This window comes from Bacillus paranthracis (assembly GCF_024296885.1).
GTDB lineage: Bacteria > Bacillota > Bacilli > Bacillales > Bacillaceae_G > Bacillus_A > Bacillus_A paranthracis.
Window position 1 is genome coordinate 53,170 of sequence record NZ_CP101135.1, and the last position, 26,831, is coordinate 80,000.

Annotated in this window: 26 protein-coding genes and 2 tRNA genes (1 of these 28 running past the window's edge); all 28 read left to right on the forward strand. The window is 36.6% G+C overall.

All coding sequences use genetic code 11. From position 1 onward, the window contains the following. Nucleotides 1-6 precede the first annotated feature (6 nt). Nucleotides 7-567, forward strand: a complete 561-nt coding sequence (pth, locus tag NLJ82_RS00290) for an aminoacyl-tRNA hydrolase (RefSeq protein WP_001979768.1) — start codon at nt 7-9, stop codon at nt 565-567. Nucleotides 568-637: 70 nt separating this feature from the next. Then, a complete protein-coding gene (locus tag NLJ82_RS00295; RefSeq protein ID WP_000399440.1) occupies nt 638-862 on the forward strand; it encodes an anti-sigma-F factor Fin in 225 nt (74 codons plus the stop codon). A 106-nt stretch (nt 863-968) separates the two neighbouring features. Further along, the gene (gene mfd / locus NLJ82_RS00300) at nt 969-4,499 is read left to right on the forward strand and encodes a transcription-repair coupling factor (protein ID WP_000579716.1); all 3,531 of its coding nucleotides are present in this window, start codon (nt 969-971) and stop codon (nt 4,497-4,499) included. 136 nt (nt 4,500-4,635) lie between these two features. After that, nucleotides 4,636-5,172: a stage V sporulation protein T gene (gene spoVT, locus NLJ82_RS00305; RefSeq protein ID WP_000648302.1), complete on the forward strand. Its 537-nt coding sequence runs from the start codon at nt 4,636-4,638 to the stop codon at nt 5,170-5,172. Between the two features lie 230 nt (nt 5,173-5,402). After that, nucleotides 5,403-7,004 (forward strand): putative polysaccharide biosynthesis protein, encoded by a 1,602-nt coding sequence (locus NLJ82_RS00310; RefSeq protein ID WP_000444157.1) that lies wholly within the window; start codon nt 5,403-5,405, stop codon nt 7,002-7,004. 12 nt (nt 7,005-7,016) lie between these two features. Further along, nucleotides 7,017-8,477, forward strand: coding sequence for a bifunctional methyltransferase/pyrophosphohydrolase YabN (gene yabN, locus NLJ82_RS00315; RefSeq protein WP_000014267.1), 1,461 nt, complete (start codon nt 7,017-7,019; stop codon nt 8,475-8,477). 14 nt (nt 8,478-8,491) lie between these two features. Continuing rightward, nucleotides 8,492-8,767, forward strand: coding sequence for an RNA-binding S4 domain-containing protein (locus NLJ82_RS00320; protein ID WP_001234876.1), 276 nt, complete (start codon nt 8,492-8,494; stop codon nt 8,765-8,767). A 58-nt stretch (nt 8,768-8,825) separates the two neighbouring features. Then, the gene (gene yabP, locus NLJ82_RS00325; protein ID WP_001059101.1) at nt 8,826-9,134 is read left to right on the forward strand and encodes a sporulation protein YabP; all 309 of its coding nucleotides are present in this window, start codon (nt 8,826-8,828) and stop codon (nt 9,132-9,134) included. Then, complete coding sequence (gene yabQ / locus NLJ82_RS00330) at nt 9,131-9,784, forward strand: spore cortex biosynthesis protein YabQ (protein WP_000059762.1); 654 nt, start codon at nt 9,131-9,133, stop codon at nt 9,782-9,784. Before yabP ends, yabQ begins: the two co-directional genes overlap by 4 nt. Continuing rightward, nucleotides 9,781-10,140: a cell division protein DivIC gene (gene divIC, locus NLJ82_RS00335; RefSeq protein ID WP_001208736.1), complete on the forward strand. Its 360-nt coding sequence runs from the start codon at nt 9,781-9,783 to the stop codon at nt 10,138-10,140. The genes yabQ and divIC overlap by 4 nt, the downstream gene beginning before the upstream one ends. An 87-nt stretch (nt 10,141-10,227) precedes the next feature. Beyond that, a complete protein-coding gene (locus NLJ82_RS00340; RefSeq protein ID WP_000021452.1) occupies nt 10,228-10,710 on the forward strand; it encodes a S1 domain-containing RNA-binding protein in 483 nt (160 codons plus the stop codon). A 160-nt stretch (nt 10,711-10,870) separates the two neighbouring features. Beyond that, nucleotides 10,871-10,944, forward strand: a tRNA-Met gene (locus tag NLJ82_RS00345). A 13-nt stretch (nt 10,945-10,957) separates the two neighbouring features. After that, nucleotides 10,958-11,029: transfer RNA gene (locus NLJ82_RS00350), tRNA-Glu, on the forward strand. Between the two features lie 259 nt (nt 11,030-11,288). Continuing rightward, nucleotides 11,289-13,760 carry a stage II sporulation protein E gene (gene spoIIE / locus NLJ82_RS00355; protein WP_001123528.1) on the forward strand — a complete coding sequence of 824 codons (2,472 nt, stop codon included), beginning with the start codon at nt 11,289-11,291 and terminating at the stop codon, nt 13,758-13,760. Nucleotides 13,761-13,985: 225 nt separating this feature from the next. Then, the gene (gene tilS, locus NLJ82_RS00360; protein ID WP_000655442.1) at nt 13,986-15,416 is read left to right on the forward strand and encodes a tRNA lysidine(34) synthetase TilS; all 1,431 of its coding nucleotides are present in this window, start codon (nt 13,986-13,988) and stop codon (nt 15,414-15,416) included. Further along, nucleotides 15,413-15,955 carry a hypoxanthine phosphoribosyltransferase gene (gene hpt, locus NLJ82_RS00365; protein ID WP_000981838.1) on the forward strand — a complete coding sequence of 181 codons (543 nt, stop codon included), beginning with the start codon at nt 15,413-15,415 and terminating at the stop codon, nt 15,953-15,955. The genes tilS and hpt overlap by 4 nt, the downstream gene beginning before the upstream one ends. Nucleotides 15,956-16,040: 85 nt before the next feature. Beyond that, entirely contained in the window at nt 16,041-17,942 is a 1,902-nt protein-coding gene (gene ftsH / locus NLJ82_RS00370; RefSeq protein ID WP_001079659.1) for an ATP-dependent zinc metalloprotease FtsH, read from the forward strand. 227 nt (nt 17,943-18,169) lie between these two features. After that, nucleotides 18,170-18,958, forward strand: a complete 789-nt coding sequence (locus tag NLJ82_RS00375) for a type III pantothenate kinase (protein WP_000578367.1) — start codon at nt 18,170-18,172, stop codon at nt 18,956-18,958. 6 nt (nt 18,959-18,964) lie between these two features. Next, on the forward strand, nt 18,965-19,840 hold the full coding sequence (gene hslO, locus NLJ82_RS00380) for a redox-regulated molecular chaperone HslO (RefSeq protein WP_000656366.1): 876 nt from the start codon (nt 18,965-18,967) through the stop codon (nt 19,838-19,840). A 104-nt stretch (nt 19,841-19,944) separates the two neighbouring features. Next, nucleotides 19,945-20,868, forward strand: a complete 924-nt coding sequence (gene cysK, locus NLJ82_RS00385) for a cysteine synthase A (protein ID WP_001261703.1) — start codon at nt 19,945-19,947, stop codon at nt 20,866-20,868. Between the two features lie 220 nt (nt 20,869-21,088). Next, nucleotides 21,089-22,486, forward strand: a complete 1,398-nt coding sequence (gene pabB / locus NLJ82_RS00390; protein WP_001189687.1) for an aminodeoxychorismate synthase component I — start codon at nt 21,089-21,091, stop codon at nt 22,484-22,486. A gap of 5 nt (nt 22,487-22,491) precedes the next feature. Beyond that, nucleotides 22,492-23,079, forward strand: a complete 588-nt coding sequence (gene pabA, locus NLJ82_RS00395; protein WP_000602276.1) for an aminodeoxychorismate/anthranilate synthase component II — start codon at nt 22,492-22,494, stop codon at nt 23,077-23,079. Next, on the forward strand, nt 23,073-23,945 hold the full coding sequence (gene pabC / locus NLJ82_RS00400) for an aminodeoxychorismate lyase (protein ID WP_000909890.1): 873 nt from the start codon (nt 23,073-23,075) through the stop codon (nt 23,943-23,945). The genes pabA and pabC overlap by 7 nt, the downstream gene beginning before the upstream one ends. Continuing rightward, nucleotides 23,920-24,780, forward strand: a complete 861-nt coding sequence (gene folP, locus NLJ82_RS00405) for a dihydropteroate synthase (protein WP_002081846.1) — start codon at nt 23,920-23,922, stop codon at nt 24,778-24,780. Before pabC ends, folP begins: the two co-directional genes overlap by 26 nt. Next, nucleotides 24,781-25,143: a dihydroneopterin aldolase gene (folB, locus tag NLJ82_RS00410; protein ID WP_000358059.1), complete on the forward strand. Its 363-nt coding sequence runs from the start codon at nt 24,781-24,783 to the stop codon at nt 25,141-25,143. It begins immediately after the preceding gene. Then, complete coding sequence (folK, locus tag NLJ82_RS00415) at nt 25,140-25,655, forward strand: 2-amino-4-hydroxy-6-hydroxymethyldihydropteridine diphosphokinase (RefSeq protein WP_001059445.1); 516 nt, start codon at nt 25,140-25,142, stop codon at nt 25,653-25,655. Before folB ends, folK begins: the two co-directional genes overlap by 4 nt. Then, entirely contained in the window at nt 25,607-25,810 is a 204-nt protein-coding gene (locus tag NLJ82_RS00420; RefSeq protein WP_000387027.1) for a helix-turn-helix domain-containing protein, read from the forward strand. The genes folK and NLJ82_RS00420 overlap by 49 nt, the downstream gene beginning before the upstream one ends. A 23-nt stretch (nt 25,811-25,833) precedes the next feature. Beyond that, nucleotides 25,834-26,831, forward strand: the 5' portion of a protein-coding gene (dusB, locus tag NLJ82_RS00425; RefSeq protein ID WP_000912258.1) for a tRNA dihydrouridine synthase DusB. Its footprint extends 1 nt past the window's final position; only the first 998 of its 999 coding nucleotides appear in the window; the start codon lies at nt 25,834-25,836; only part of the stop codon is in view: it crosses the right edge, with 2 bases visible at nt 26,830-26,831.

The following is a 26,831-nucleotide window of genomic DNA, read 5'->3' on the forward strand; positions in this document are numbered from 1 at the left end:
ACAAGAATGAAATTGATAGTAGGACTTGGGAACCCAGGTAGAGAATATGAATTAACAAGGCATAATATTGGATTTATGGCGATTGATGAACTTGCAAAGCGTTGGAATATTTCTTTGAACGAACAAAAGTTTAAAGGAGTATTTGGTGCAGGATTTGTTAATGGAGAAAAAGTAATCTTATTAAAGCCACTTACATATATGAATTTATCTGGAGAAAGTATTCGTCCGTTAATGGATTACTATAAAATTGATGTAGAGGACTTCGTTGTTCTGTACGATGATTTAGACATCCCTGTAGGTAAATTACGCCTTCGTATGAAAGGCAGTGCGGGTGGACATAATGGTGTGAAATCAACAATTTCACATTTAGGAACACAAGAGTTTCAACGTATCCGCATGGGAATCGATCGTCCAAAAAATGGAATGAAGGTAGTAGATTACGTATTAGGACGTTTTACATCAGAAGAGATTCCTGATGTAAATCATTCTATTGAAAAAGCAGCAGATGCATGTGAAGAATGGTTAAATAAACCTTTTCTTCAAATTATGAATACTTTCAATAGTTAAGAGTACGATTGGGAATATTTTATTTTATTTTTACCCATACTAGCAGTAATTGGATTTTTAGGAGGCTAGTATGGAAGGGTATTATTATTGCAGACATTGCGGGAGTAATGTAGGCTCCGTTACCGCAGAAAAAGTATATAGCGACGTTTTATTTCAACTAACAGAGCAAGAAGTAGTAGAAATGATTCATTTTCATGAGAATGGAAATATATATATAAAAACGATTTGTGAATTGTGTCAAGAAACGCTCGCATCTTATCCTGAGTATTATGAATATGAAAAATTTCTGCAATAAAATGTTGTCGCTTTGGCATGTCCAAAGCATTTTTCTGTTTTCTTTTTCCGAAATATTTGCATAAAATATAGTGGCTTGCTCTTTTATGTTGAGAGGGGTTTTGAAAATGATAGGTTTATTAGAGCAATTTTATAAAAATGAAGAGATCCAATCGGTCATTAATGGATTAGAAGATGGTTTAAAAGAGCAACTTGTATCAGGTATGGCAACCTCTTCTCGTTCGTTATTAATGGCGGCCTTATATAAAAAAACAAAAAAATCACAACTTATTGTGACGCATAATTTATATCAAGCACAAAAAGTACATGAAGATTTAGTGGCGTTACTTGGTGAAAAAGATGTATGGCTATATCCAGTAAATGAATTGATAGCATCAGAACTTGGTGTTGCAAGCCCAGAATTGAAGGCGCAACGTATTGAAGTGTTAAATCGCTTAGCTGCAGGAGAGCATGGGATTATTGTAGCACCAGTTGCAGGACTACGCAGATTTTTACCAATGAAAGAGTTGTGGAAGCAAAGGCAAATCGAAATCAGTCTAGGGCAAGAGATTGATTTAGATACATTTTTGCATACCTTACATCATATTGGCTATGAGCGTAAGTCTATGGTAGAAGCTCCTGGAGAATTTAGTTTGCGTGGGGGAATATTAGATATATATCCACTAACTGAAGAGTTACCATTTCGTATTGAATTTTTCGATACAGAAGTCGATTCTATTCGATTATTTGATGTGGATGAACAGCGCTCTCAAGATAAAAAAGAAAGTGTTAGATTTGGTCCAGCAACAGAGTTTTTATTTTCGCAGGAAGAATTGAAATCAGGAATTAAACATCTTGAAGAAGGTCTGACTAAGACGATGCAAAAACTTTCTGATGATAAGTTGAAGACTACAGTGCTTGAGACGGTAAGTCATGAAATTGAGATGTTAAAAAACGGGCAAAGTATAGAACAGATGTTTAAATATTTATCTATTTTCTATAATGAACCTGCTAGTCTGATAGATTATTTACCAGAAGATGGTGTTGTGATTCTAGATGAGATTTCACGTATTCAAGAAACAGCATCACATCTTGAAACGGAAGAGGCGGAATGGTATATATCCCTTCTCGGTGAGGGAACAATCATTCAAGATTTATCTTTCTCTCATTCGTTTGAAGAATTTCTTCATCATAAAAAAAGAAGTTTTGTATATTTAACGTTATTCTTACGTCATATAGCACATACACATCCGCAAAACATTGTGAATGTGACATGTAAAACAATGCAAGATTTCCATGGGCAGATGCAGTTGTTGAAAACTGAAATTGATAGATGGAACGAAGGGCATTTTACGACTGTTGTGTTAGGTACAGATGATGAACGTGTGAAAAAACTACAACATATTTTAAGTGATTATGATATTGAGGCAGATATTGTAGAAGGTACAGATATATTATTGCCTGGAAGGTTACAAATTGCTGTAGGTGATTTACATGCAGGATTTGAAATGCCGATGCAAAAGCTTGTTGTCATTACTGAAAAAGAGCTTTTTCATAAGAAAGTTAAAAAATCACAACGTAAGCAAAAGTTATCGAATGCTGAACGTATTAAAAGTTATTCGGAATTAAAAGTTGGGGATTATGTAGTTCATGTAAATCATGGTATAGGTAAATTCTTAGGTATTGAAACATTAGAGATTAACGGTGTTCATAAAGATTATTTGAATATTAAATATCAAGGTAATGATAAGTTATACGTTCCAATTGAACAAATTGACCAAGTGCAAAAATATGTAGGATCTGAGGGTAAGGATCCGAAAGTTTATAAATTGGGTGGGAATGATTGGAAGAAGGTCAAAACGAAAGTTGAAAAATCTGTACAAGACATTGCGGATGACCTAATTAAACTATATGCTGAGCGCGAAGCTTCAAAGGGTTATGCATATACACCGGATACGGCAGAACAACAAGAATTCGAGTCCTCTTTCCCGTATCAAGAGACAGAGGATCAATTACGTTCTATTGAAGAGATTAAAAAGGATATGGAACGTGGACGTCCGATGGATAGGCTTCTTTGTGGTGATGTAGGATATGGAAAGACGGAAGTAGCTATTCGTGCGGCGTTTAAAGCAATTATGGATGAAAAACAAGTTGCAATTTTAGTGCCGACAACGATCCTTGCACAACAACACTATGAAACAATTCGAGAGCGTTTTCAAGATTATCCAATCAATATAGGGTTATTAAGTAGATTCCGTACGAGAAAGCAGCAAAATGAAACCATTAAAGGTTTAAAAGATGGCACGGTAGATATTGTAATCGGAACGCATCGTATTTTATCTAAAGATGTTACTTATAAAGATTTAGGTCTTCTCATTATTGATGAAGAACAAAGATTTGGCGTAACGCATAAAGAAAAAATTAAACAATTAAAAGCAAATGTTGACGTATTAACATTAACGGCAACTCCGATTCCACGTACGCTTCATATGTCTATGCTTGGTGTGCGTGATTTATCTGTTATTGAGACGCCGCCGGAAAATCGTTTCCCAGTTCAAACATATGTAGTAGAGTATAATCCAGCGTTAATGCGAGAAGCGATAGAACGCGAACTTGCAAGAGGTGGGCAAGTTTACTTCCTATATAATCGTGTGGAGGATATTGAACGAAAAGCAGATGAAATTTCGATGTTGGTTCCAGATGCGCGTGTAACTTATGCGCACGGTAAAATGAACGAGAGTGAATTAGAGTCTGTTATGCTATCGTTTTTAGAAGGACAGCATGATGTTCTTGTAAGTACAACGATTATTGAGACGGGTGTAGATATTCCAAATGTAAATACATTAATTGTATTTGATGCAGATCGTATGGGATTATCGCAGTTGTATCAGCTTCGTGGGCGTGTTGGACGTTCTAATCGTGTTGCATATGCTTACTTTGCATATAAACGGGATAAAGTGTTATCAGAAGTTGCGGAGAAGCGTCTGCAAGCTATTAAGGAGTTCACAGAGCTTGGATCTGGTTTCAAAATTGCGATGCGAGATTTATCAATTCGTGGTGCTGGTAACTTGTTAGGAGCCGAACAACATGGATTTATTGATTCTGTCGGATTTGATTTATATTCTCAAATGTTAAAAGATGCAATTGAACAGCGTAGAGGAACAGACGGAGTTGAAAATACAGTTAATGTTGAAATTGATTTAGAAGTAGATGCATATTTACCGGATGCTTATATTTCTGATAGTAAACAAAAAATTATGATGTATAAACAGTTTAGAGGTGTTTCTGCAATTGAGGATATTGAAGAGTTGCAGGAAGAGATGATAGATAGATTTGGTGATTACCCGCAAGAAGTTGGTTACTTATTGCAAATCGCAAATATTAAAGTATTAGCAATGAAAGAACAAATTGAATTAATTAAGCAAAATAAATTTGAAGTAACGATTCTGTTCTCAGAACAAGCGAGTCAAAACATTGATGGCGGAAAATTATTCATGCTTGGAAATAGTTTTGGACGAATGATCGGTTTAGGAATGGAAGGATCACAATTGAAAATCGTCATGAAAACAAATGGCTTAGAGACATCGAAGTGGTTAACAATTGCTGAAAATTTATTAAAAGGCTTGCCAGATGTAAAAAAAGAAGTCATAAATGCCTAATATTAGATAAAAAAATGCAATTCGACGTGCATAGAAGAACTAATGTGTAAAATACTATGTCTAACAGTTGGTGATTTTTACATGAACAGGTAAATTCACCACTTTCATCATCAGTAGAAAGTGAGGCAGCATTAGAATGAAAGCAACTGGAATCGTACGTCGAATTGATGATTTAGGTAGGGTAGTAATCCCGAAGGAAATTCGTAGAACTTTACGTATTCGAGAAGGAGACCCACTAGAAATATTTGTAGATCGCGATGGAGAAGTAATTTTAAAGAAATATTCTCCAATTAGCGAGCTAGGTGATTTTGCAAAAGAATATGCAGATGCTTTATATGATAGCTTAGGACATAATGTGCTTGTATGTGATCGAGATTCTATTATCGCAGTATCAGGTGTATCAAAAAAAGAATACTTAAATAAAAGCGTTGGCGATCTAATTGAAAAAACGATGGAAGAAAGAAAGTCTGTTATTATGACGGACGAAAGTGATATTTCCATTATTGATGGTGTAACAGAAAAGGTTCATTCTTATACAGTTGGGCCGATTGTTGCAAATGGAGACCCAATTGGGGCTGTCATTATTTTTTCAAAAGAAGCGATTATAAGCGAAATAGAGCACAAGGCGGTCAATACTGCTGCCAGTTTCTTAGCGAAACAAATGGAACAGTAAAGGTGTATGATTTTAGAAGTAGCAATCTTTCCTAATTATGATATTTCTTCTTGAGAAATCAATTATTTGGAGATATATGTATATTGAATGAAGGTAGCGCTTTGCTACCTTTTTTCATTGAATATTTCTAACGTTGCACGAACGTATTCTTACTTGTGTAGGTAAGGAAGCTTGTCCTTTTCTTTATGATATAATACGAGGGGTGAGAATAGAAAAAGGAGTTTTCTTGCATGGAATCGAAGAAGTATCAAGCCTTTTGGCGTGGGGCTATTATATTAACAATCGCAAGTTTTGTTACAAAGGTATTAAGCGCCTTTTACCGTATTCCATATCAAAATATAGCGGGTGACGTTGGTTTTTATATTTACCAACAAATTTATCCATTTTATGGATTTTGTTTAATTTTAGCTACTTATGGGTTCCCTATTATAATTTCAAAAATGGTTGCGGAACGATTAGAGCGAGGGAAAAAACAAGAAGCAGAGGAAATTATTTGTGTATCTTTTTGGTTTTTATTAGGGATTGGTTTCATAGGATTTTTTACATTGTTCTTTGGTGCCGAAGCAATTGCGATAGCTATGGGCGATATACACTTAGATAAGCTATTACGCGTTATTTCCTTTTCATTCATATTGATGCCGTTTTTATCTGTAGCAAGAGGATATTTCCAGGGGTTCAATAATATGATGCCAACAGCTGTTTCGCAAGTGATAGAACAAACGATTCGTGTTTCTATTATTGTATTTTTATCTCTATTCCTAATTGCTCACGAATTTGATTTATATACAGTTGGTGCAGGTGCTATGCTCGGTTCAATCGCAGGTGGATTGATTGGGATTATCGTACTTATACTTTATATGCGTCATGACTTTCGTTCTATATTCTTCAAAAGTGTAAAGAGGATTAAAGGGAAAAAGAAGATTATAAAAATCCTGTTTTGGCAGGGGTTAGCGATTTGTGTTAGTAACTTAGTACTTATTTTTATACAAATGGCTGATTCTATTTCTTTCTATTCTCTACTTATTGGAGCGGGAGAGCCAGTTGAAAGTGCAAAGGTGTTAAAAGGTGTTTATGACAGAAGTATCCCGCTTATGCAATTGGGTACTGTCGTGACAACTTCCTTCTCGTTGTCGCTTATTCCAATTATTACAGCAGCGAAGGAAAGAGGGGATCTTACCTTTATTCGAGAAAAGGTAAGGTTAGCGATGAAAATAACATTTGTTATCGGATTTGCAGCAGCCATTGGATTAACTTGTATTATCCAACCTACGAATATTATGTTGTTTGAAAATAGTGATGGGTCAGATGTTTTATCTATTTTATCTTTATCTATTTTATTTAGTTCATTGTCGATTACAACTGCTTCTATTTTGCAAGGGTTAGGACAAACATTAAAACCAGCAATATTCGTTATATTTGGCGGTTGTTTAAAGTTAGCTTTAAATTATATATTAATGCCATATTTTAGTGTGAAGGGAGCTGCAATTGCGACGCTAGTTGCGTTAATTGTAATTTCTATACTAAATAGTGTATTACTTATGCGAGCTGTATCCGAATCGCTTATCGACAAACGGAATATGTTAGGTATAGTTATTAGTGGTATCGGTATGGGATTTGTACTAATAATGTTTATGCGTGTATTGCAAATGTCTGGATTAGTAATGGATACAAGTCATAGAGGTGTTGCAACACTTGAGGCGTTGTTAGGTGTAGCCATCGGCGGATTGGCATATATGTTTTTCATTTTAAAATTACGTGTATTTACAAAAACAGAAATAGGAACCGTTATGAAAAAAGAGAAAAAAGAAGGTTCATTGAAGAAGAGTGGATAGAGGTGACAGGTTGTGAGTGGAATCATTACTATTTTAGGATTAGGTGCTGGTGAATTAGATCAGTTAACGATGGGTGTATATAGAAAAATAAAAGAAGCAGATCACATGTTTGTTAGAACGAAGGAACATCCCGTTATAGAAGAGTTAGAGAAAGAAGGTATACGATATACTGCTTTTGACAATGTATATGAAGCACATGATACATTTGAAATTGTATATGAAACAATTGCGAATACATTGCTAAAACAAGCTGAAGGTGCAGAAATCATCTATGCTGTTCCAGGGCATCCACTTGTAGCGGAAAGAACGGTTCAGCTACTATTGGAAAAAAGTGAAGTAGCGAATATTGAAGTGCGAATTGAAGGTGGGCAAAGTTTCCTTGATCCTATGTTTGCAAGTCTTAAGATTGATCCGATTGAAGGATTCCAATTAATTGACGCTACATCATTTGAAAGAGGACAATTAGAATTACGTCAACACTTAATCTTTTGCCAGGTATATGACGCATTCGTTGCATCAGATGTGAAATTAACATTAATGGAGATGCTGCCAGATGATTATGAAGTGTATATCGTAACAGCTGCAGGGACTTCATTTGAGCAAGTGAAAAAGGTGCCGTTGTACATGTTAGATCATGAAACGGAGTTGAATAATTTAACGAGTGTGTACATACCACCAGTTCAGGAACGTGCATCCTTGTATCAACAGTTTGATGTGCTTAGAGAAATTATTGCAGATCTTCGTGGCCCGAATGGCTGTCCATGGGATAAAAAGCAAACACATCAATCTTTAAAGAAATATTTAATTGAGGAAGCTTATGAAGTATTAGAAGCAATTGATGAAGAGGATGATGATCACTTAGTAGAAGAACTGGGTGATGTATTATTACAAGTTATGCTTCATGCCCAAATCGGAGAGGACGAAGGTTGGTTCTCTATAGATGATATTATTCGAACTTTATCTGAGAAAATGGTTCGTCGTCATCCGCATGTATTTGGGAATACGGATGTAAATAATGCCGATGAAGTAATTGCCAATTGGGAAGAAATTAAAAAACAAGAAAAAGGGTTTGTAAAAGAATCTGTTTTAAATGGGGTTCCAAAAAGTTTGCCGCAGTTACTACGCGCTTATGAAATCCAGAAAAAAGCTGGTAAGGTTGGTTTCGATTGGGTTGATGTACAGCCGATGATAGAGAAAGCCTTAGAAGAATGGCAAGAGTTCCAACAAGAAGTTACAAACATGGATGAGGCGAAGATGTTAAGTGAATTTGGCGATTTACTATTTGCGTTTGTTAATATAGCTCGTCATTATAAAATAGATCCAGAAGAAGCGTTACGTTCAACAAATGAGAAATTCGTCAGTCGTTTTTTATACATGGAAGCAAAGGTAGCTGAAATGAAGAAAGAGATGCAAGATTTATCATTAGAGCAGTTAGATGTTTTCTGGGAAGAGGCAAAACAAACAGAGCGTTAATAGGGGGATTTAATATGCGTCTAGATAAGTTTTTAAAAGTATCACGTTTAATTAAAAGAAGAACATTGGCGAAAGAAGTAGCTGATCAAGGAAGAATATCCATTAATGGTCAAGTGGCAAAAGCAAGTTCAGATGTAAAAGTAGCTGATGAATTAACAATTCGTTTTGGTCAAAAAATAGTAACTGTAAAAATAAATGAATTGAAAGAAACGACTAAAAAAGAAGATGCAGCAAATATGTATAGCTTAGTTCGTGAAGAAAAAGTAAAGGCCGAAGAAGGCTTGTTCTAAAATCGATTATCCCTTCATACATTACTATTAGCTAGTATAAATGTATGGGGGGATTTACGTGAATAATGGTTACTCACCTATGTCTTCTAATCAACAAAATGTTTCTGTAGAGCATGATATTATTATGCGTGGCAGACGTGTAATTGATATTACCGGTGTAAAGCAGGTAGAGAGTTTTGATAGCGAAGAGTTTTTACTTGAGACCGTAATGGGCTTTTTAACAATTCGCGGTCAAAATTTGCAAATGAAGAATTTAGATGTAGAAAAAGGTGTTGTATCGATTAAAGGGAAAGTTCATGAGATGCTGTATATTGATGAGAATCAAGGGGAGAAAACTAAAGGCTTCTTTAGTAAGTTGTTTAAATGAGTCTAACAATTCAGTTGTATACGATGCTCTCAATGATCGGAATGGGTGCTTGGATTGGAGCGTCTTTAGATACATACCAACGATTTTTAAAACGTCAAGAACGTAAGCGTTGGATTGTATTTATACATGATATACTATTTTGGATTGTCCAAGCATTATTCGTTTTTTACGTATTACTTCTTGTAAATGAAGCTGAACTACGTATATATGTATTTTTAGCATTATTATGTGGTTTTGCGGCATATCAAAGCATGTTGAAAGCAATATACATGAGACTGTTAAATTTTCTCATCTATATTTTTGTGCAAACAACACACTTTTTTGTTCAAATTATACAGCTACTCATGATAAAACCTGTTATTATTATAGCGCAGCTATTTATTGCATTTATATTATTCTTATTTCGTATACTGCTTTCAATTGGACATGTGTTATGGAAAATGGTGATTTGGATATTACTTTTCATATGGAAAGTTTTTTTCTGGCCTGTTCGATTTATTGCTTCGCTCATATGGAAACTTCTCCCTAATCGTGTTAAACTTTTTATAATGAAGCATGTAGGGTTCCTGCAATATATAGCAAAATTGAAGGGACATATCTTCCAATTATGGGAGCGTATAAAAAAGAAGTTAGGGGGACCTCGGAAATGAGGGAACTGAGACAAAGAACAATCGAAAAACAGAGTCCAAATCCTGTTAAAGAGCATATAATACAAACGGATGAGAACAGGAAGCGACTTTATCGCCGTTTAGCGGTTTTTCTTGTCTTTGCTTTTACAATTATTGCGAGTATTAGTGTAACGTTTTATCAACAAAACAGTTCCATTAAAGCAAAAGAAGCAAAAGTTAAGGACATGAAAAAAGAACTGGATTCATTAACGAACAAAGAAAAGAGTCTAAAAGACGAAGTTCAAAAGTTAAATGATGAAGAGTACGTATTAAAGATTGCTAGAAGGGATTATTTCTTCTCTGGAAAAGGGGAGATAATTTTTCCTGTTTCTAAGTAGAGTATGTCTTATTGACACTATATTTTAGGATTATATATAATAAAGTAAAATTTGACTTTTTAACCACTAAGGAGGAGCATTTTTTTTATGTCAATCGAGGTAGGCAGCAAGTTACAGGGTAAAGTAACAGGTATTACAAATTTTGGGGCTTTTGTGGAGCTGCCAGAAGGCTTAACGGGTCTTGTTCATATTAGTGAAGTTGCTGATAATTATGTGAAAGATATTAACGATCACTTAAAAGTGGGCGACCAAGTAGAAGTAAAAGTTATTAACGTTGAAAAAGATGGTAAGATTGGTCTATCTATTAAAAAAGCGAAAGAGCGTGAAAAAACAGAAGGAGATCGTCCACGTGGTGAATACCAACGCGGTGGTGATCAACAACGTTCTGGACGTCCACAACGTAATCGTTCTTTCAACAGAGATAACCGTGGTGGCGGTAACGACCGTGCTCCAAAAGAAACATTCGAGCAAAAGATGGCACGTTTCTTAAAGGATAGCGAAGATCGTTTAACTTCTTTAAAGCGTAACACTGAATCTAAACGTGGTGGCCGTGGCGCACGTCGCGGATAATAAGAACGTTTAATTCTTAGAATATAGAGAGGTGCCCAGGGCGATTGCTCAGGGTGCTTTTTTATATGTGAAAATATATTTTTAAAAAAGTTTTCAAGATGTGTTGACTTTAAATTATATCTGAGGTAAGATACTAATTGTCCGTTAAATAAGACGACATGGCGGTGTAGCTCAGCTGGCTAGAGCGTACGGTTCATACCCGTGAGGTCGGGGGTTCGATCCCCTCCGCCGCTATATTTAATTTAACGGCCCGTTGGTCAAGTGGTTAAGACACCGCCCTTTCACGGCGGTAACACGGGTTCGAATCCCGTACGGGTCATCTAAAAAGATCATGCAAATGCGCATGATCTTTTTTTGTTAAATAAATTAAGACATACAACACTTCTACAAAATCACCCTATATTTTCTGAATGTTCGATTAAAATATTAAAAATAAAATACATACTGTGTATATATGTAGAGTTATTTCGAATAAAAAGTCGAACGATTATAAAAGTGAAAACTGTTGTTTTGACAAAAATCCCAATAATCATCTTTTATAATGACAGTAATTAAACTATGCAGGTGGTGTTAAAAATATGCCTAAAGCAGGAAGGAATACTATGAATACAAGTGCATTGGCAATGAATGAAGGTCAGCTTGGAGGAGTAAAGTGGACGAGTAAGTTGCGAATGAAGTTTGAGCAAGTTTTCTTTAGATGGGGATTCATTATTGTTGTTATTGGTTTTCTTTTGGGACGAGCATATATATTAACAAACATTTTACCGTTCGCACTACCGTTTTTTGCTGCTGTTTATGTTATGAAGCGGGATAAAATGCCGCTCGCATTCTTGGCCCTAATGGGGGGCGCACTTTCAGTTTCGATAGATAATTTATTCTTTACCTTTGCATCTATTTTTACTTTCTTCATTTATAATATCTTCTTTAGTCGGTTTACACGTAAAACTGTTGGACTTGTACCATTCCAAGTATTTATCTCCGCATTAACTGCACATTTAGTTGTCGTATATTTTGCACAACAAACTGTTACCATGTACGATTTACTCGTTAGTACGATTGAGGCAGGGCTTAGCTTCGTATTAACTATGATATTTTTACAAAGTGTCCCACTTTTAGTAGAAAGAAAAGGGAAACAACAAGCGTTAGAGACAGAAGAAATTGTTTGTTTAATTATATTACTAGCATCTGTTTTAACTGGTACAACAGATTGGTTCATATATGATGCTTCTATTCAACATATTTTTACTAGGTATTTAGTGCTTGTGTTTGCGTTTATCGCAGGAGCGGCTACAGGATCTACAGTAGGGGTCGTCACTGGGTTAATATTAAGCTTAGCAAATGTCTCTAGTTTGTCCCAACTTAGTCTGCTTGCTTTTTCTGGATTGCTTGGTGGTTTGTTAAAAGAAGGGAAACGCTTAGGTGTTAGTTTAGGTTTATTAATTGGGACAAGCTTGATTACGCTATATGTAGACAAGCAAACAAACATTGTGACAACTTTAATTGAATCTGGTGTGGCGATTGCTTTCTTTTTATTAACACCGAAACTTGTTATGGATCGTATTGCTAAATTTATGCCAGGCACACAGGAGCATTCGCAAGATCAACAACAGTATTTAAGAAGAATGCGTGATGTTACAGCGAATAAAATCAATCAATTTGCCAATGTATTTGCTGCTTTATCTAATAGCTTTTCTGTATATGGATATGTGGAGGAGGAAGATAAAGAGACGGAGGCAGATTTGTTCTTAAGTACAATTACTGCAAAAACATGTCAAACATGCTTTAAAAAGGACCAATGCTGGGTAGTTAATTTCGATAAAACGTATGATTATATGAAACAAATAATGAGTGAAACGGAAGAAGGAACTCTGCAGCATAATCGGAAGTTAGTTCGTGAATGGGACAAGCATTGCGTAAGAGGCAAGAAAGTGACGGATTTAGTAGCGGGTGAATTAGATCACTTCTATGAGGGACAAAAATTACGAAAACAAATGAAAGAAAATCGTAGAATAGTAGCGGAGCAATTGTTAGGTGTATCAAAAGTTATGGAGGATTTTGCTAAGGAGATACAAAGAGAAAGAGAAAATCATCAAGTACAGGAAGAACAGATTCTGCAAGCGTTTCGTGATTTTGGTGTAGAAATAGAGCATGTTGATATTTATTGTTTAGATAGAGGAAGTATTGATATTGAAATGTTGATTCCAGTTGCATCTAATGAACATGGAGAGTGTGAAAAATTAGTTGCACCAATGCTTTCTGATATCCTGAAGGAAAACATAGTTGTGAAACATGAAGAAAAATCTTCTTATCCGAATGGGCACAGTTTAATATCATTTGGTTCAGCAAAAACGTATTCCCTTGATACCGGCTTGGCCACAGCCGCGAAAGGCGGTGGGTTTGTTTCGGGTGATTCTTATGCGATGATGGATTTAAGTGTTGGGAAATATGCCCTTGCAATTAGTGATGGCATGGGAAATGGGCAAAGAGCTCATATGGAGAGTAAAGAAACAGTGAAATTATTACAAAAAATACTTCAGTCAGGCATTGATGAGGAGATAGCGATTAAATCTATTAACTCTATTCTCTCTTTAAGAACAACAGAAGAGATGTTTACGACATTAGACTTAGCTATGGTAGATTTGCGGGATGCGAGTGCGAAGTTTTTAAAGATTGGATCGACGCCGAGTTTTGTTAAACGCGCAAATAATATTTTGAAAATTGAAGCAAGTAATTTACCAATGGGAATTATTGAGGATGTTGAAGTTGATGTAGTGGGTGAGCAATTAAAAACAGGTGATATCCTTATTATGATGAGCGATGGAATTTTTGAGGGAGCGCAACATGTGGAGAATCATGAATTATGGATGAAGCGGAAAATTAAAGAGTTACAAACTGAAGATCCGCAAGAGATTGCTGATATCATCATGGAAGAGGTGATTCGCTCTGGTGATGGTTATATAAATGATGATATGACTATTGTGGTGGCGAAAGTGAAGAAAAATATGCCGAAGTGGGCTACCATTCCAATTGTAGGAATGCAAGCGCAATAAAGTGAAACTTGAAGTGTAATGTTTCTTTCTAAAAACCTAGGTGAATACCTAGGTTTTTTTGCTTTAAAAGATAATGTTATTATTTTTGTGAATATGTACGGATGATGTAAGATAAAAATGTAATTTTTGTATATCTTTTTTTTGCACAATGTTTGTAAAAGTTGTACCATTATAAACAAGGTAACTAACGTTGCTGTTCTTGTTTAATGAAAGGTGATTACGAAGTTGAAAGATACATTTGTTGAAAAGGTAGATGACTTTGTAAAGCAGCATGATGTATTAAAGGAACGTTCAACAATTGTTGTAGGGGTTTCTGGTGGTCCTGACTCTTTGGCTCTTCTATATTATTTGTTAGAAAAAAGAGCAGCAAAACAGTTTGAAATTGTAGTGGCGCATGTGGATCACATGTTTAGAGGTGATGAATCTCATGAGGACCTACAGTTTGTGCAGGACCTTTGTAAAGGACTGGAAGTTATTTGCGAAACGATAAGGATTAATGTGTCGCAATATCAACAGCAATACGGGATGAATGCACAGGTTGCTGCTAGAGAATGCAGGTATGCATTTTTGGAAAGAATAATGAAGAAATATGATGCGAGATATGTAGCCCTTGGACATCATGGTGATGACCAAGTAGAGACGATTTTAATGCGTCTTGTACGAGGAAGTACTCCGAAAGGATATGCAGGAATTGCAGTGAAGCGTCCTTTTCATAATGGATATTTAATTAGGCCGTTACTTGGAGTAACAAAGGAAGAAATTGTTGATTACTGTAATAAGCTGAAAATAATTCCTCGTATAGATCCAAGTAATAAAAAGGAAGTATATACAAGGAATCGATTACGTAAATATGTTCTTCCTCATTTGAAAGAAGAAAACCCACAAGTGCATGAGAAATTCCAAAAATTTAGCATGCAGATGCAAGAGGATGAGGCGTATTTGCAGGAATTAGCTTTTGAGAAAATGAATAAAGTAATTACAAAAAAAAGTGATAAACAAATTAGCTTATCAATTCCTGCCTTTGAATCCATGTCTATGCCTTTACAAAGAAGAGGGATTCAACTAATATTAAACTATCTTTATGAATATAAGATTCCATCTTCTCTTTCCTCTATACATATTGACAAAGTGATTGAGTTTTTTAAGCGGACACAACCTTCGGGTTCACTTGATTTCCCAGGTGATTTGAAAATTGTTCGCGCATATGAGGAGTGTAGCTTTGAATTTAAACAAGAAATTGTTTCTCCTTTCTTACAAGATTTATCAGTTCCCGGAACAATTACGCTATCGAACGGGGATAAACTTGTAACAGAGGTGAGCGAAGATATACCAAGTGACATGAATGAAACAGTATTTGTTGCTAAGTATAATGATATATCATATCCACTTCGTATTCGGTCTAGAGAAAATGGAGATCGCATGTCAATACAAGGTATGAATGGCACGAAAAAGATAAAAGCTATTTTTATCGAAGCAAAAGTACCAAGAGAAAAAAGAGAAGAATGGCCGGTCGTTTGTGATGCAAGTGGGAATGTTATTTGGTTACCCTTGTTGAAGCGATCTGCATTTGCTATCTCGAAAGAGACAGCAAAGAAGGATAAATATATGATTATTCACTACAAAAGCAAGGAGTCTTCCGGGAGGATAATGAAATGATGAATCAAGATATCGAAAAAGTATTAATTTCTGAAGAGCAAATACAAGAAAAGGTGCTCGAATTAGGCGCAATTATTGCAGAGGATTATAAAAACACAGTACCTCTTGCGATTGGTGTACTAAAGGGTGCAATGCCATTCATGGCAGATTTATTAAAGAGAACAGATACATATCTTGAAATGGATTTTATGGCTGTATCTAGTTACGGTCACTCAACTGTTTCAACAGGCGAAGTGAAAATTTTAAAAGACCTTGATACTTCTGTAGAAGGTCGCGATATTTTAATCGTTGAAGATATTATTGATAGCGGTCTTACGCTAAGTTACTTAGTAGACCTATTTAAATATCGTAAAGCGAAGTCTGTAAAAATCGTTACGTTATTAGATAAACCAACAGGCCGTAAGGTAGATTTGAAAGCGGATTATGTTGGGTTTACTGTACCGCATGAATTTGTTGTAGGATATGGATTAGATTATAAAGAGCAATACCGTAATCTTCCTTATGTAGGAGTATTAAAACCAAGCGTTTACTCAAATTAATTAAATACAGGCGTCACAATTGTATAGGAAAGTTTTTCTATGTTACGATTTACTATAGTGTTTATGCCGTGAGAGGAGGTTAGGAATGAATCGTATCTTCCGTAATACCATCTTTTATTTACTGATATTCCTAGTAGTAATTGGAATCGTGAGCTATTTTAATGGTTCGACACAAAAAACGACATCAGTTAGCTACGATAAATTCATTACTAAACTAGAAAAAGGTGAAGTGCGTAATGTGCAGCTTCAACCGAAAAATGGTGTGTTTGAAGTAAAAGGACAATTTAATAACTCTAGCCAGGGAGAACAATTTGTTACTTATGCACCAAATACTGAGGAATTACAAAAGAAAATTAATGATAAAGCGCAAGGTGCTGAAGTTAAGTATCAACCAGCAGAAGAAACAAGTGCTTGGGTAACCTTCTTTACTTCTATCATCCCGTTTGTCATTATCTTCATTTTATTCTTCTTCTTATTAAACCAAGCTCAGGGCGGCGGTAGCCGTGTTATGAACTTCGGGAAAAGTAAGGCGAAGTTATATAATGACGAAAAGAAAAAAGTTCGTTTCAGAGATGTTGCTGGAGCAGATGAAGAGAAACAAGAGCTTGTTGAGGTAGTTGAATTCTTGAAAGATCCTCGTAAGTTTGCTGAAGTTGGTGCCCGTATTCCGAAGGGTGTTCTATTAGTGGGACCTCCAGGTACAGGTAAAACTTTACTAGCACGTGCCGTTGCAGGTGAGGCAGGCGTTCCGTTCTTCTCTATCAGTGGTTCTGATTTCGTAGAGATGTTCGTCGGTGTCGGTGCATCACGTGTACGTGATTTATTCGAAAACGCAAAGAAAAATGCTCCTTGTATCATTTTCATTGATGAAATTGATGCGGTAGGACGTCAACGTGGCGCTGGTCTTGGTGGTGGCCATGATGAGCGTGAACAAACGTTAAACCAATTGCTTGTTGAAATGGATGGATTCGGTGCCAACGAAGGTATTATTATCATCGCTGCGACAAACCGTCCTGATATTCTTGACCCAGCATTATTACGTCCAGGTCGTTTTGACCGTCAAATTACAGTAGATCGTCCAGATGTAAATGGCCGTGAAGCTGTACTGAAAGTGCATGCTCGTAATAAACCGCTTGATGAGAATATCAACTTAAGAGCAATTGCAACTCGTACACCAGGATTCTCTGGTGCCGATCTTGAAAACTTATTAAACGAAGCTGCTTTAGTAGCTGCGCGTCAAGATAAGAAGAAAATTGATATGAGTGACATTGATGAAGCGACGGATCGTGTTATTGCAGGTCCGGCTAAGAAAAGTCGTGTTATCTCTGAAAAAGAACGTAATATCGTTGCTTTCCATGAAGCGGGCCACACTGTAATTGGTGTTGTCCTTGATGAAGCTGATGTCGTTCATAAAGTAACAATTGTCCCTCGTGGTCAAGCTGGTGGATATGCAGTAATGCTTCCAAAAGAAGATCGTTACTTCATGACAAAACCAGAGTTACTTGATAAAATCACTGGTTTACTTGGTGGTCGAGTAGCTGAAGAGATTGTATTTGGTGAAGTAAGTACAGGTGCTCATAATGACTTCCAACGTGCGACTGGTATTGCAAGACGTATGGTAACGGAATTTGGTATGAGTGATAAGCTTGGACCAATGCAATTTGGTAGCTCACAAGGTGGTCAAGTGTTCTTAGGAAGAGACTTCCATTCAGAACAAAACTATAGTGATGCGATTGCACACGAAATCGATATGGAAATGCAAACGATTATGAAAGAATGTTATGCTCGTGCAAAACAAATTCTTACTGACAATCGTGATAAACTAGATCTTATTGCGAAAACGTTACTTGAAGTAGAAACGTTAGATGCAGAGCAAATCAATCATTTATGTGACTATGGCAGATTGCCAGAACGTCCAACATCTTCAGCTGATGTGAAAGTAAACATCAACATGAAGAAGGACGATGAAGAATCAGAAGATAAGTAAGAAGAGATGAAGGAGTGACGATAGTCACTCCTTTTTTATTTGTAGAAGGGAACTAAGTAGAAAAAGAATTTAAATAAATCTGGTACTAAAAATTGAAATAGGGAGTAATCTTTTTGTAAAATGATGAGGATAGAAAAGCTGATTATATAAGTATGTGTGATATGATGTTTTTATAAGTTTTATACATACTGCACAAATATAGATTAAATAAGATAAGTGGTGAGAATATGATTTTTGTATTGGATGTAGGGAACACAAATGCTGTACTGGGCGTGTTTGAAGAGGGGGAACTTCGTCAACATTGGCGTATGGAAACAGATCGTCATAAGACAGAAGATGAATATGGAATGCTTGTAAAACAGTTGCTTGAGCATGAGGGTCTTTCGTTTGAAGATGTGAAAGGTATTATCGTGTCTTCAGTCGTACCACCAATTATGTTTGCTTTAGAGCGCATGTGTGAAAAGTATTTTAAAATTAAGCCGCTTGTAGTAGGTCCTGGAATAAAAACGGGGCTAAATATTAAATATGAAAATCCACGTGAAGTAGGTGCGGATCGAATCGTAAATGCAGTAGCAGGAATCCACTTATATGGAAGTCCTCTTATTATTGTCGATTTTGGTACGGCTACTACATATTGTTATATTAACGAAGAAAAGCATTATATGGGTGGAGTTATTACACCAGGAATTATGATTTCAGCAGAGGCTTTATATAGTAGAGCGGCAAAACTTCCTCGTATTGAAATTACAAAACCAAGCAGTGTAGTTGGGAAGAATACGGTAAGTGCGATGCAATCTGGTATTCTTTATGGTTATGTTGGACAAGTGGAAGGTATTGTTAAGCGCATGAAAGAGGAAGCTAAACAAGAACCAAAAGTTATTGCAACAGGTGGATTAGCGAAATTAATTTCAGAAGAATCGAATGTAATTGATGTTGTAGATCCATTCTTAACATTAAAAGGTTTGTATATGTTATACGAGCGTAATGCAAATTTACAGCATGAGAAAGGTGAATAAATAAGTATGAAAGATTATTTAGTAAAAGCGTTAGCATTTGATGGGGAAGTGCGTGCGTATAGTGTACGTACTACAAACACGGTAAGCGAGGCGCAAAGACGTCATGATACATGGAGAACAGCTTCAGCGGCACTTGGTCGTTCTTTAACTGCAGGTACAATGATGGGGGCAATGTTAAAAGGTGACCAAAAGCTAACAATTAAGGTAGAAGGAAATGGTCCGATTGGTCCTATCTTAGTAGATGCTCATGCAAATGGAGATGTACGTGGTTATGTAACGAACCCACATGTTGACTTTGAAGGAACAGAACAAGGGAAATTACGTGTATATCAAGCGGTAGGTACTGAAGGATTTGTAACGGTAATTAAAGATATTGGTATGCGTGAGCCGTTTATTGGTCAATCTCCAATTGTTTCAGGAGAATTAGGAGAAGACTTCACGTATTATTTTGCAGTTTCTGAGCAGACGCCTTCTTCTGTAGGTGTTGGTGTCCTTGTAAATGGAGACGATAGCATATTAGCGGCAGGTGGATTTATCCTTCAAATTATGCCGGGTGCACAGGAAGAGACAATTTCATTCATTGAAGAGCGTTTGCAGAAGATTCCTCCTGTATCAACATTGATCGAACAAGGGCTTTCTCCAGAAGAGTTACTGTATGCAGTCCTTGGAGAAGATAAGGTAAAAGTATTAGAAACGATGGATGTTCAATTTAATTGCACATGCTCACGCGAACGTATCGAGAGTGTGTTAATTAGTTTAGGTAAAACGGAGTTAGAGCAAGTTCGTGAAGAAGAAGAAGAAACAGAAGTTCATTGTCATTTCTGTAATGAGCGATACAAGTTCTCTAAAGAAGATATTACAAATTTAATTGAGAATTTGTAATAAGGGAATTTACCCTCTAAATACATTGACAAACAGGGAATTTTCTGACAAAATCTAAATATAGACAAAACCAATAAAAATACTCGGTGTTAGGAGTGACAGGAATGCGAGTGGCACAATCAGTTTCAGAATTAATCGGGAAAACGCCGATCGTTAAGTTGAACCGCATCGTAGAATCAGACAGCGCAGATATATACTTAAAATTAGAATTTATGAATCCGGGGAGCAGCGTTAAAGATCGTATCGCATTAGCTATGATTGAAGATGCTGAGAAAAAAGGATTATTAAAAGAAGGCGATACAATCATTGAGCCGACAAGTGGTAACACAGGAATTGGTTTAGCGATGGTAGCAGCTGCTAAAGGATATAAGGCAATTTTAGTAATGCCAGAAACAATGAGCGTTGAGCGTCGCAATTTATTACGTGCTTATGGCGCTGAATTAGTATTGACTCCAGGGCCTGAAGGAATGGGCGGAGCAATTCGTAAAGCGACTGAATTGGCAAAAGAACATGGCTACTTTATACCGCAACAGTTCAAAAATCAATCAAATCCAGAAATTCATCGTTTAACAACAGGTCCAGAAATTGTTGAGCAAATGGGCGACCAATTAGATGCATTTATTGCAGGTATTGGTACAGGTGGAACGATTACTGGTGCTGGTGAAGTGCTGAAGGAAGCATATAAAGATATTAAAATTTATGCAGTAGAACCTGCGGATTCACCAGTGTTATCTGGTGGAAAACCGGGTCCACATAAAATCCAAGGAATTGGGGCTGGATTTGTTCCAGAAACATTGGATGTAGAAGTATATGATGAAATCATTCAAGTGAAAACAGAGCAAGCGTTCGAATACGCAAGAAGAGTGGCTAAAGAGGAAGGTATTTTAGTTGGTATCTCTTCAGGAGCAGTTATTTATGCAGCGACAGAAGTTGCGAAAAAGTTAGGTAAAGGGAAAAAGGTACTTGTTATTATCCCAAGTAATGGTGAACGTTATTTAAGTACACCACTTTATCAATTTGAGTCTTAATTACATGTGATTGAAAAAGCATCCTTAAAAAAGGATGCTTTTTCTTTTTGGATTGGAAATAGGAAAAGAGTGAATGACTAGAAAACTTCATGTAAAATAAGAGGTAGTATCATTAATTTATTTTCACTAGCCTTCGAATATAACCCTTCTATATACATAACGAATGTAGCTTGAAGTGGTTAATATAAGAGGGTGGGATAAAAGAAGACGGGGTGTTGATATGCAACGAAGAAAATCTTTAGCGCTTTCTATTCCATATCAGTTAGATTTCTTTAAGCAATATAAATTTCTTTCTAAGGATAAACCGCAACATATTTTGTTAGAGAGTGGACGTGGCGGTCGTTATAACATCGTGGGATTAAACCCAGTAGCGGTAATCCGAGGGAAGGGTGAAACGTTACATATAAGTGAAAGTGGTAAGGAAACAATAAAGCAAGGAAACCCATTAGATTTAATGCAGGAATATATGGAGCGATGGAAAACGGATTATAATCCGGAATACCCGCCTTTTCAAGGTGGTGCAATTGGTTACTTTAGTTATGATTGCATCCGTTATATTGAAAAACTTCCTTCTCTTGCGGAGGATGATATTAATATACCTGATATATTCTTTTTATTATTTGATGATGTGTTTGTGTATGATCAAGAAGAAAAAGTATTATGGATTATTACACATTATGTCGATAAGCATGAAGAGGCAAAAGAGCGATTAAATGAATGGAAGGTTCTTTGGGCGACAGAGGCGCCGGAAGTGACTATACCGTTTGCGTGCCCTGAAAAGAAAAGTGAAGCAGTTGCTTTTACTGAAGAAAGCTTTATGAAGGCGGTTGAATGTATTCAAGAATATATTGGGGCTGGTGATGTGTTCCAAGTAAACTTGTCGACAAGACAAGAAAGAACGTTACAAACACACCCACTAGAAATATATACAAGTCTTCGTGAAATTAATCCATCTCCATATATGGGTTATTTGGAGCTTGGGGATTTTCAAATTGTTAGTGGATCACCGGAGTTGTTAATTAAGAAACAAGGAACTGAAGTAAGTACAAGACCAATTGCTGGAACGAGATCTAGAGGGGCAAATGAGCAAGAGGATGAAGAATTGGCAAGGGAATTAATTGAGAATGAAAAAGAAAGAGCAGAGCACGTCATGCTTGTAGATTTAGAGCGAAATGATTTAGGACGTGTTTGTAAATATGGCACTGTAGAAGTAGACGAGTTTATGGTAATTGAGAAATACTCACATGTTATGCATATTGTTTCTAATGTGCGTGGTGAGGTGGAAGAAGATAAAGATGCTTTCGATTTAGTGAAGGCTGTATTCCCTGGAGGAACAATTACGGGTGCTCCGAAAATACGTACGATGGAAATTATTGAAGAATTAGAACCTGTTCGCCGAGGGATTTATACAGGTTCAATCGGTTGGATCGGTTATTCTGGAGATACAGAATTGAATATTGTAATTAGGACACTTCTTGCTAAAGACGGAAAAGCGCATGTACAAGCAGGGGCGGGAATTGTAATTGATTCAAATCCGGAAAATGAATATAAAGAGTCGTTAAAAAAGGCGATTGCTTTATGGCGTGCAAAAGAACGTAGTGAAGAAACGGTTAGGTGAGAGAAATGATATTAATGATTGATAATTATGATTCTTTTACATTTAATTTAGTGCAGTTTCTTGGAGAACTTGGACAAGATCTTGTTGTTAAACGTAACGATGAAGTGACTATTTCAGATATTGAGAATATGAAACCAGACTTTTTAATGATTTCGCCAGGTCCATGTAGTCCGAATGAGGCAGGAATTAGTATGGAAGTTATTCGATACTTTGCTGGAAAGATTCCGATTTTTGGGGTTTGTCTCGGGCATCAATCTATTGCGCAAGTGTTTGGTGGAGAGGTTGTTCGTGCAGAGCGATTAATGCATGGGAAAACATCGCTTATGCATCATGATGAGAAGACGATTTTTTCGGATATCCCTAATCCGTTTACCGCGACGCGCTATCATTCCCTTATTGTTAAGAAAGAGACGTTACCTGATTGTTTAGAGGTAACGTCTTGGACAGAAGAAGGGGAAATTATGGCGCTCCGCCATACAACATTACCGATTGAAGGTGTGCAGTTCCACCCGGAATCTATTATGACTTCTCACGGGAAAGAGTTGTTGCAGAATTTCATTCGTAAATATAGTCCAAGTGTGACATCATGTTAATTTACGTAAATGGTCAGTATGTAGAATCGAGTGAAGCGAGAATTTCTCCTTATGATCATGGTTATTTATATGGTCTTGGAGTTTTTGAGACTTTTCGTATTTATAATGGTCATCCTTTCTTATTGGATGATCATTATGACCGTTTAATAGATGCGCTGGATACATTGCAAATAAAATGGACAATGACGAAAGATGAAGTAATGCTTATTTTGAAGAATTTAATCGTTAAGAATAAATTAGAGCATGCGTATGTCCGTTTTAATGTATCGGCGGGTATAGATGAAATTGGATTGCAAACAGAAATGTATGAAGAGCCGTCTATTATTGTTTTTATAAAACCTTTAGCGGCCCCGGGAGATGTAGTGGAAAAAGAAGGGGTTGTCTTAAATCAAGTGAGAAATACCCCAGAGGGTGCATCTCGCTTGAAGTCTCACCATTATTTAAATAACATTTTGGGGAAACGTGAAATTGGAAATGGTGTGAATAAGGAAGGGATTTTCCTGACTGAAGTAGGTTATGTTGCAGAGGGTATTGTTTCGAATCTCTTTTTTGTGAAAGGTGATATTTTATATACACCTTCGCTTGAAACAGGGATTTTAAATGGTATCACTCGTGCGTTTATTATAAAGGTTGCTGAAGAGATTGGTATAGAAGTAAAAGAAGGTTTCTTTACAAAAGATGAATTACTTTCAGCCGATGAAGTCTTCGTAACAAACTCGATTCAAGAAATTGTTCCGCTTAATCGTATAGAGGGACGAGATTTCCCGGGTAAAGTAGGTATGGTTACAAAAAGATTTATGAACCTTTATGAAATGCAGAGAGAGAAATTGTGGAGCAGAAATGAATTACGAAGAGGAGATGTGTAGTTTGAAGTGGGATTATGATTTGCGCTGCGGCGAATATACATTGAACTTAAATGAAAAAACGTTAATTATGGGGATTTTAAATGTAACACCAGATTCGTTTTCTGATGGTGGGAGTTACAACGAGGTAGATGCTGCAGTGCGCCATGCGAAAGAAATGCGAGATGAAGGTGCTCATATTATTGATATTGGTGGCGAATCTACTCGTCCGGGCTTTGCTAAAGTGTCAGTGGAAGAAGAAATAAAACGAGTTGTTCCAATGATTCAGGCTGTTTCAAAAGAGGTGAAATTGCCTATTTCTATCGACACATATAAAGCGGAAGTTGCAAAACAAGCAATCGAAGCTGGTGCTCATATTATTAATGATGTTTGGGGAGCGAAGGCGGAACCGAAAATCGCTGAAGTTGCGGCTCATTACGATGTACCTATTATCTTAATGCATAATCGCGATAACATGAATTATCGTAATTTAATGGCTGATATGGTTGCTGATTTATATGACAGTATTAAAATTGCTAAAGATGCTGGTGTACGAGATGAGAATATCATTTTAGACCCGGGCATCGGTTTTGCTAAAACACCTGAACAAAATTTAGAAGCGATGCGTAATTTAGAACAGTTAAACGTACTAGGTTATCCAGTTCTCTTAGGTACTTCAAGAAAGTCCTTTATTGGGCATGTGCTAGATTTGCCGGTAGAAGAACGTCTTGAGGGGACGGGAGCTACCGTTTGTCTTGGTATTGAAAAGGGTTGTGAGTTTGTTCGTGTTCATGATGTGAAGGAAATGGCACGTATGGCTAAGATGATGGATGCGATGATCGGTAAGGGGGTAAAGTAATTGGATAAAATTTATATTCATGATATGGAGTTTTACGGTTATCATGGTGTATTCCCAGAGGAAAATAAATTGGGCCAGAGATTTAAAGTGGACTTAACGGTGGAATTGGATTTGAAACAAGCAGGAGAAAGTGATGACTTAGAGCATTCTGTTAATTATGGAGAGCTTTTCGAATTATGTAGGAAAGTTGTAGAAGATAGAACATATAAGCTTGTAGAGAGTATTGCTGAAAATATTGCTACAGATATATTGAAACAATATGAGAGTATTTCAAGATGTACGATAAAGGTAATTAAACCAGATCCGCCGATACCAGGACATTATCGTGCTGTAGCGGTAGAAATTACGAGAGAACGTCCATGAATAATATAGCTTACATTGCATTAGGTTCAAATATTGGAGAGCGTTATACGTATTTAACTGAAGCGATTCAGTTTCTGAATAAAAATCCTTATATCAAAGTTGAGGATGTTTCGTCTGTATATGAGACGGAACCGGTTGGCTATACTGACCAAAGTTGCTTTTTAAATTTAGTTATAAAAATTTCTACCAATTTATCACCGCAAGAATTATTGAAAGTAACGCAAAAAGTAGAAAATGATCTAGGAAGAAAAAGGGAAATTAGGTGGGGACCTAGGACTATCGACCTTGACATTTTACTATATAATCAAGAAAATATTGAAGCAGAGAATCTTATTGTTCCGCATCCGCGGATGTTCGAAAGAGCTTTTGTTATCGTTCCGTTGTTAGAGATTAATCAAGATATAAAACAAAACATTTCACGTTCACAAGTAGAAGAAATGAAAAGGCGAGAGGGAGTAACGGTATGGAAGCAGAAAAATGGGGAAGACGCATTCGTGCTTTTCGAAAACTAAAAGGTTATACGCAAGAAGGTTTTGCAAAAGAATTAGGGGTATCTGTATCTGTTTTAGGTGAAGTTGAGCGAGGAAATCGATCGCCTTCCCAAGACTTTGTAGTGGAAGTTGCTAAAGCATTAAAGGTCTCGATAGATGAGCTAATGCCAAAGTGAACATGAAGGAAGGAGTAAATCGAGTGTTAAAAATCGCAAATATTGAGATGAAAAATCCGGTTGTATTAGCACCGATGGCGGGAGTGTGTAACTCTGCATTCCGTTTGACAGTAAAAGAATTCGGTGCAGGCCTAGTTTGTGCTGAAATGGTAAGTGATAAGGCGATACTACTGAACAATAAAAGAACATTAGATATGTTATATATTGATGAGAGAGAAAAGCCATTAAGTTTACAAATTTTTGGTGGCGAGAAAGAAACTCTTGTAGATGCTGCGAAATACGTAGATCAATATACGACAGCAGACATCATTGATATTAATATGGGGTGCCCAGTACCAAAAATCGTTAAGTGTGATGCAGGAGCAAAGTGGCTTTTAGACCCAAATAAAATATATGAAATGGTAGCGGCAGTTGTAGATGCTGTAGAAAAACCAGTTACAGTAAAAATGCGTATCGGTTGGGATGAGGATCATATTTTCGCAATCGAGAATGCGAAAGCTGTTGAGCGTGCTGGTGGACAAGCGGTAGCAGTTCATGGGCGCACACGAGTACAAATGTATGAAGGAAAAGCGGATTGGGATATTATTAAACAAGTAAAGCAAGCTGTAAATATCCCGGTTATCGGAAATGGCGATGTCGCAACGCCGCAAGATGCAAAGCGTATGCTTGATGAAATTGGTGTAGATGGTGTTATGATTGGCCGCGCTGCCCTTGGAGATCCATGGATGATTTATCGTACGGTAAAGTATTTAGAGACTGGTGAATTAATGCCGGAACCGACAGTACGTGAGAAAATTGACGTATGTATGTTGCATCTAGATCGTCTGATCGATTTAAAGAATGAAAATGTCGCTGTAAGAGAGATGAGAAAGCACGCAGCTTGGTATTTAAAGGGCATTCGTGGTAATGCAACTGTACGTAATGGTATCAATGCTTGTAATACGCGTGAAGACCTTGCAAATGTATTAGGTACATTTGTAGAAGAAGTAGAAGCGAAACAACAAACAATTCACGTTGGTTA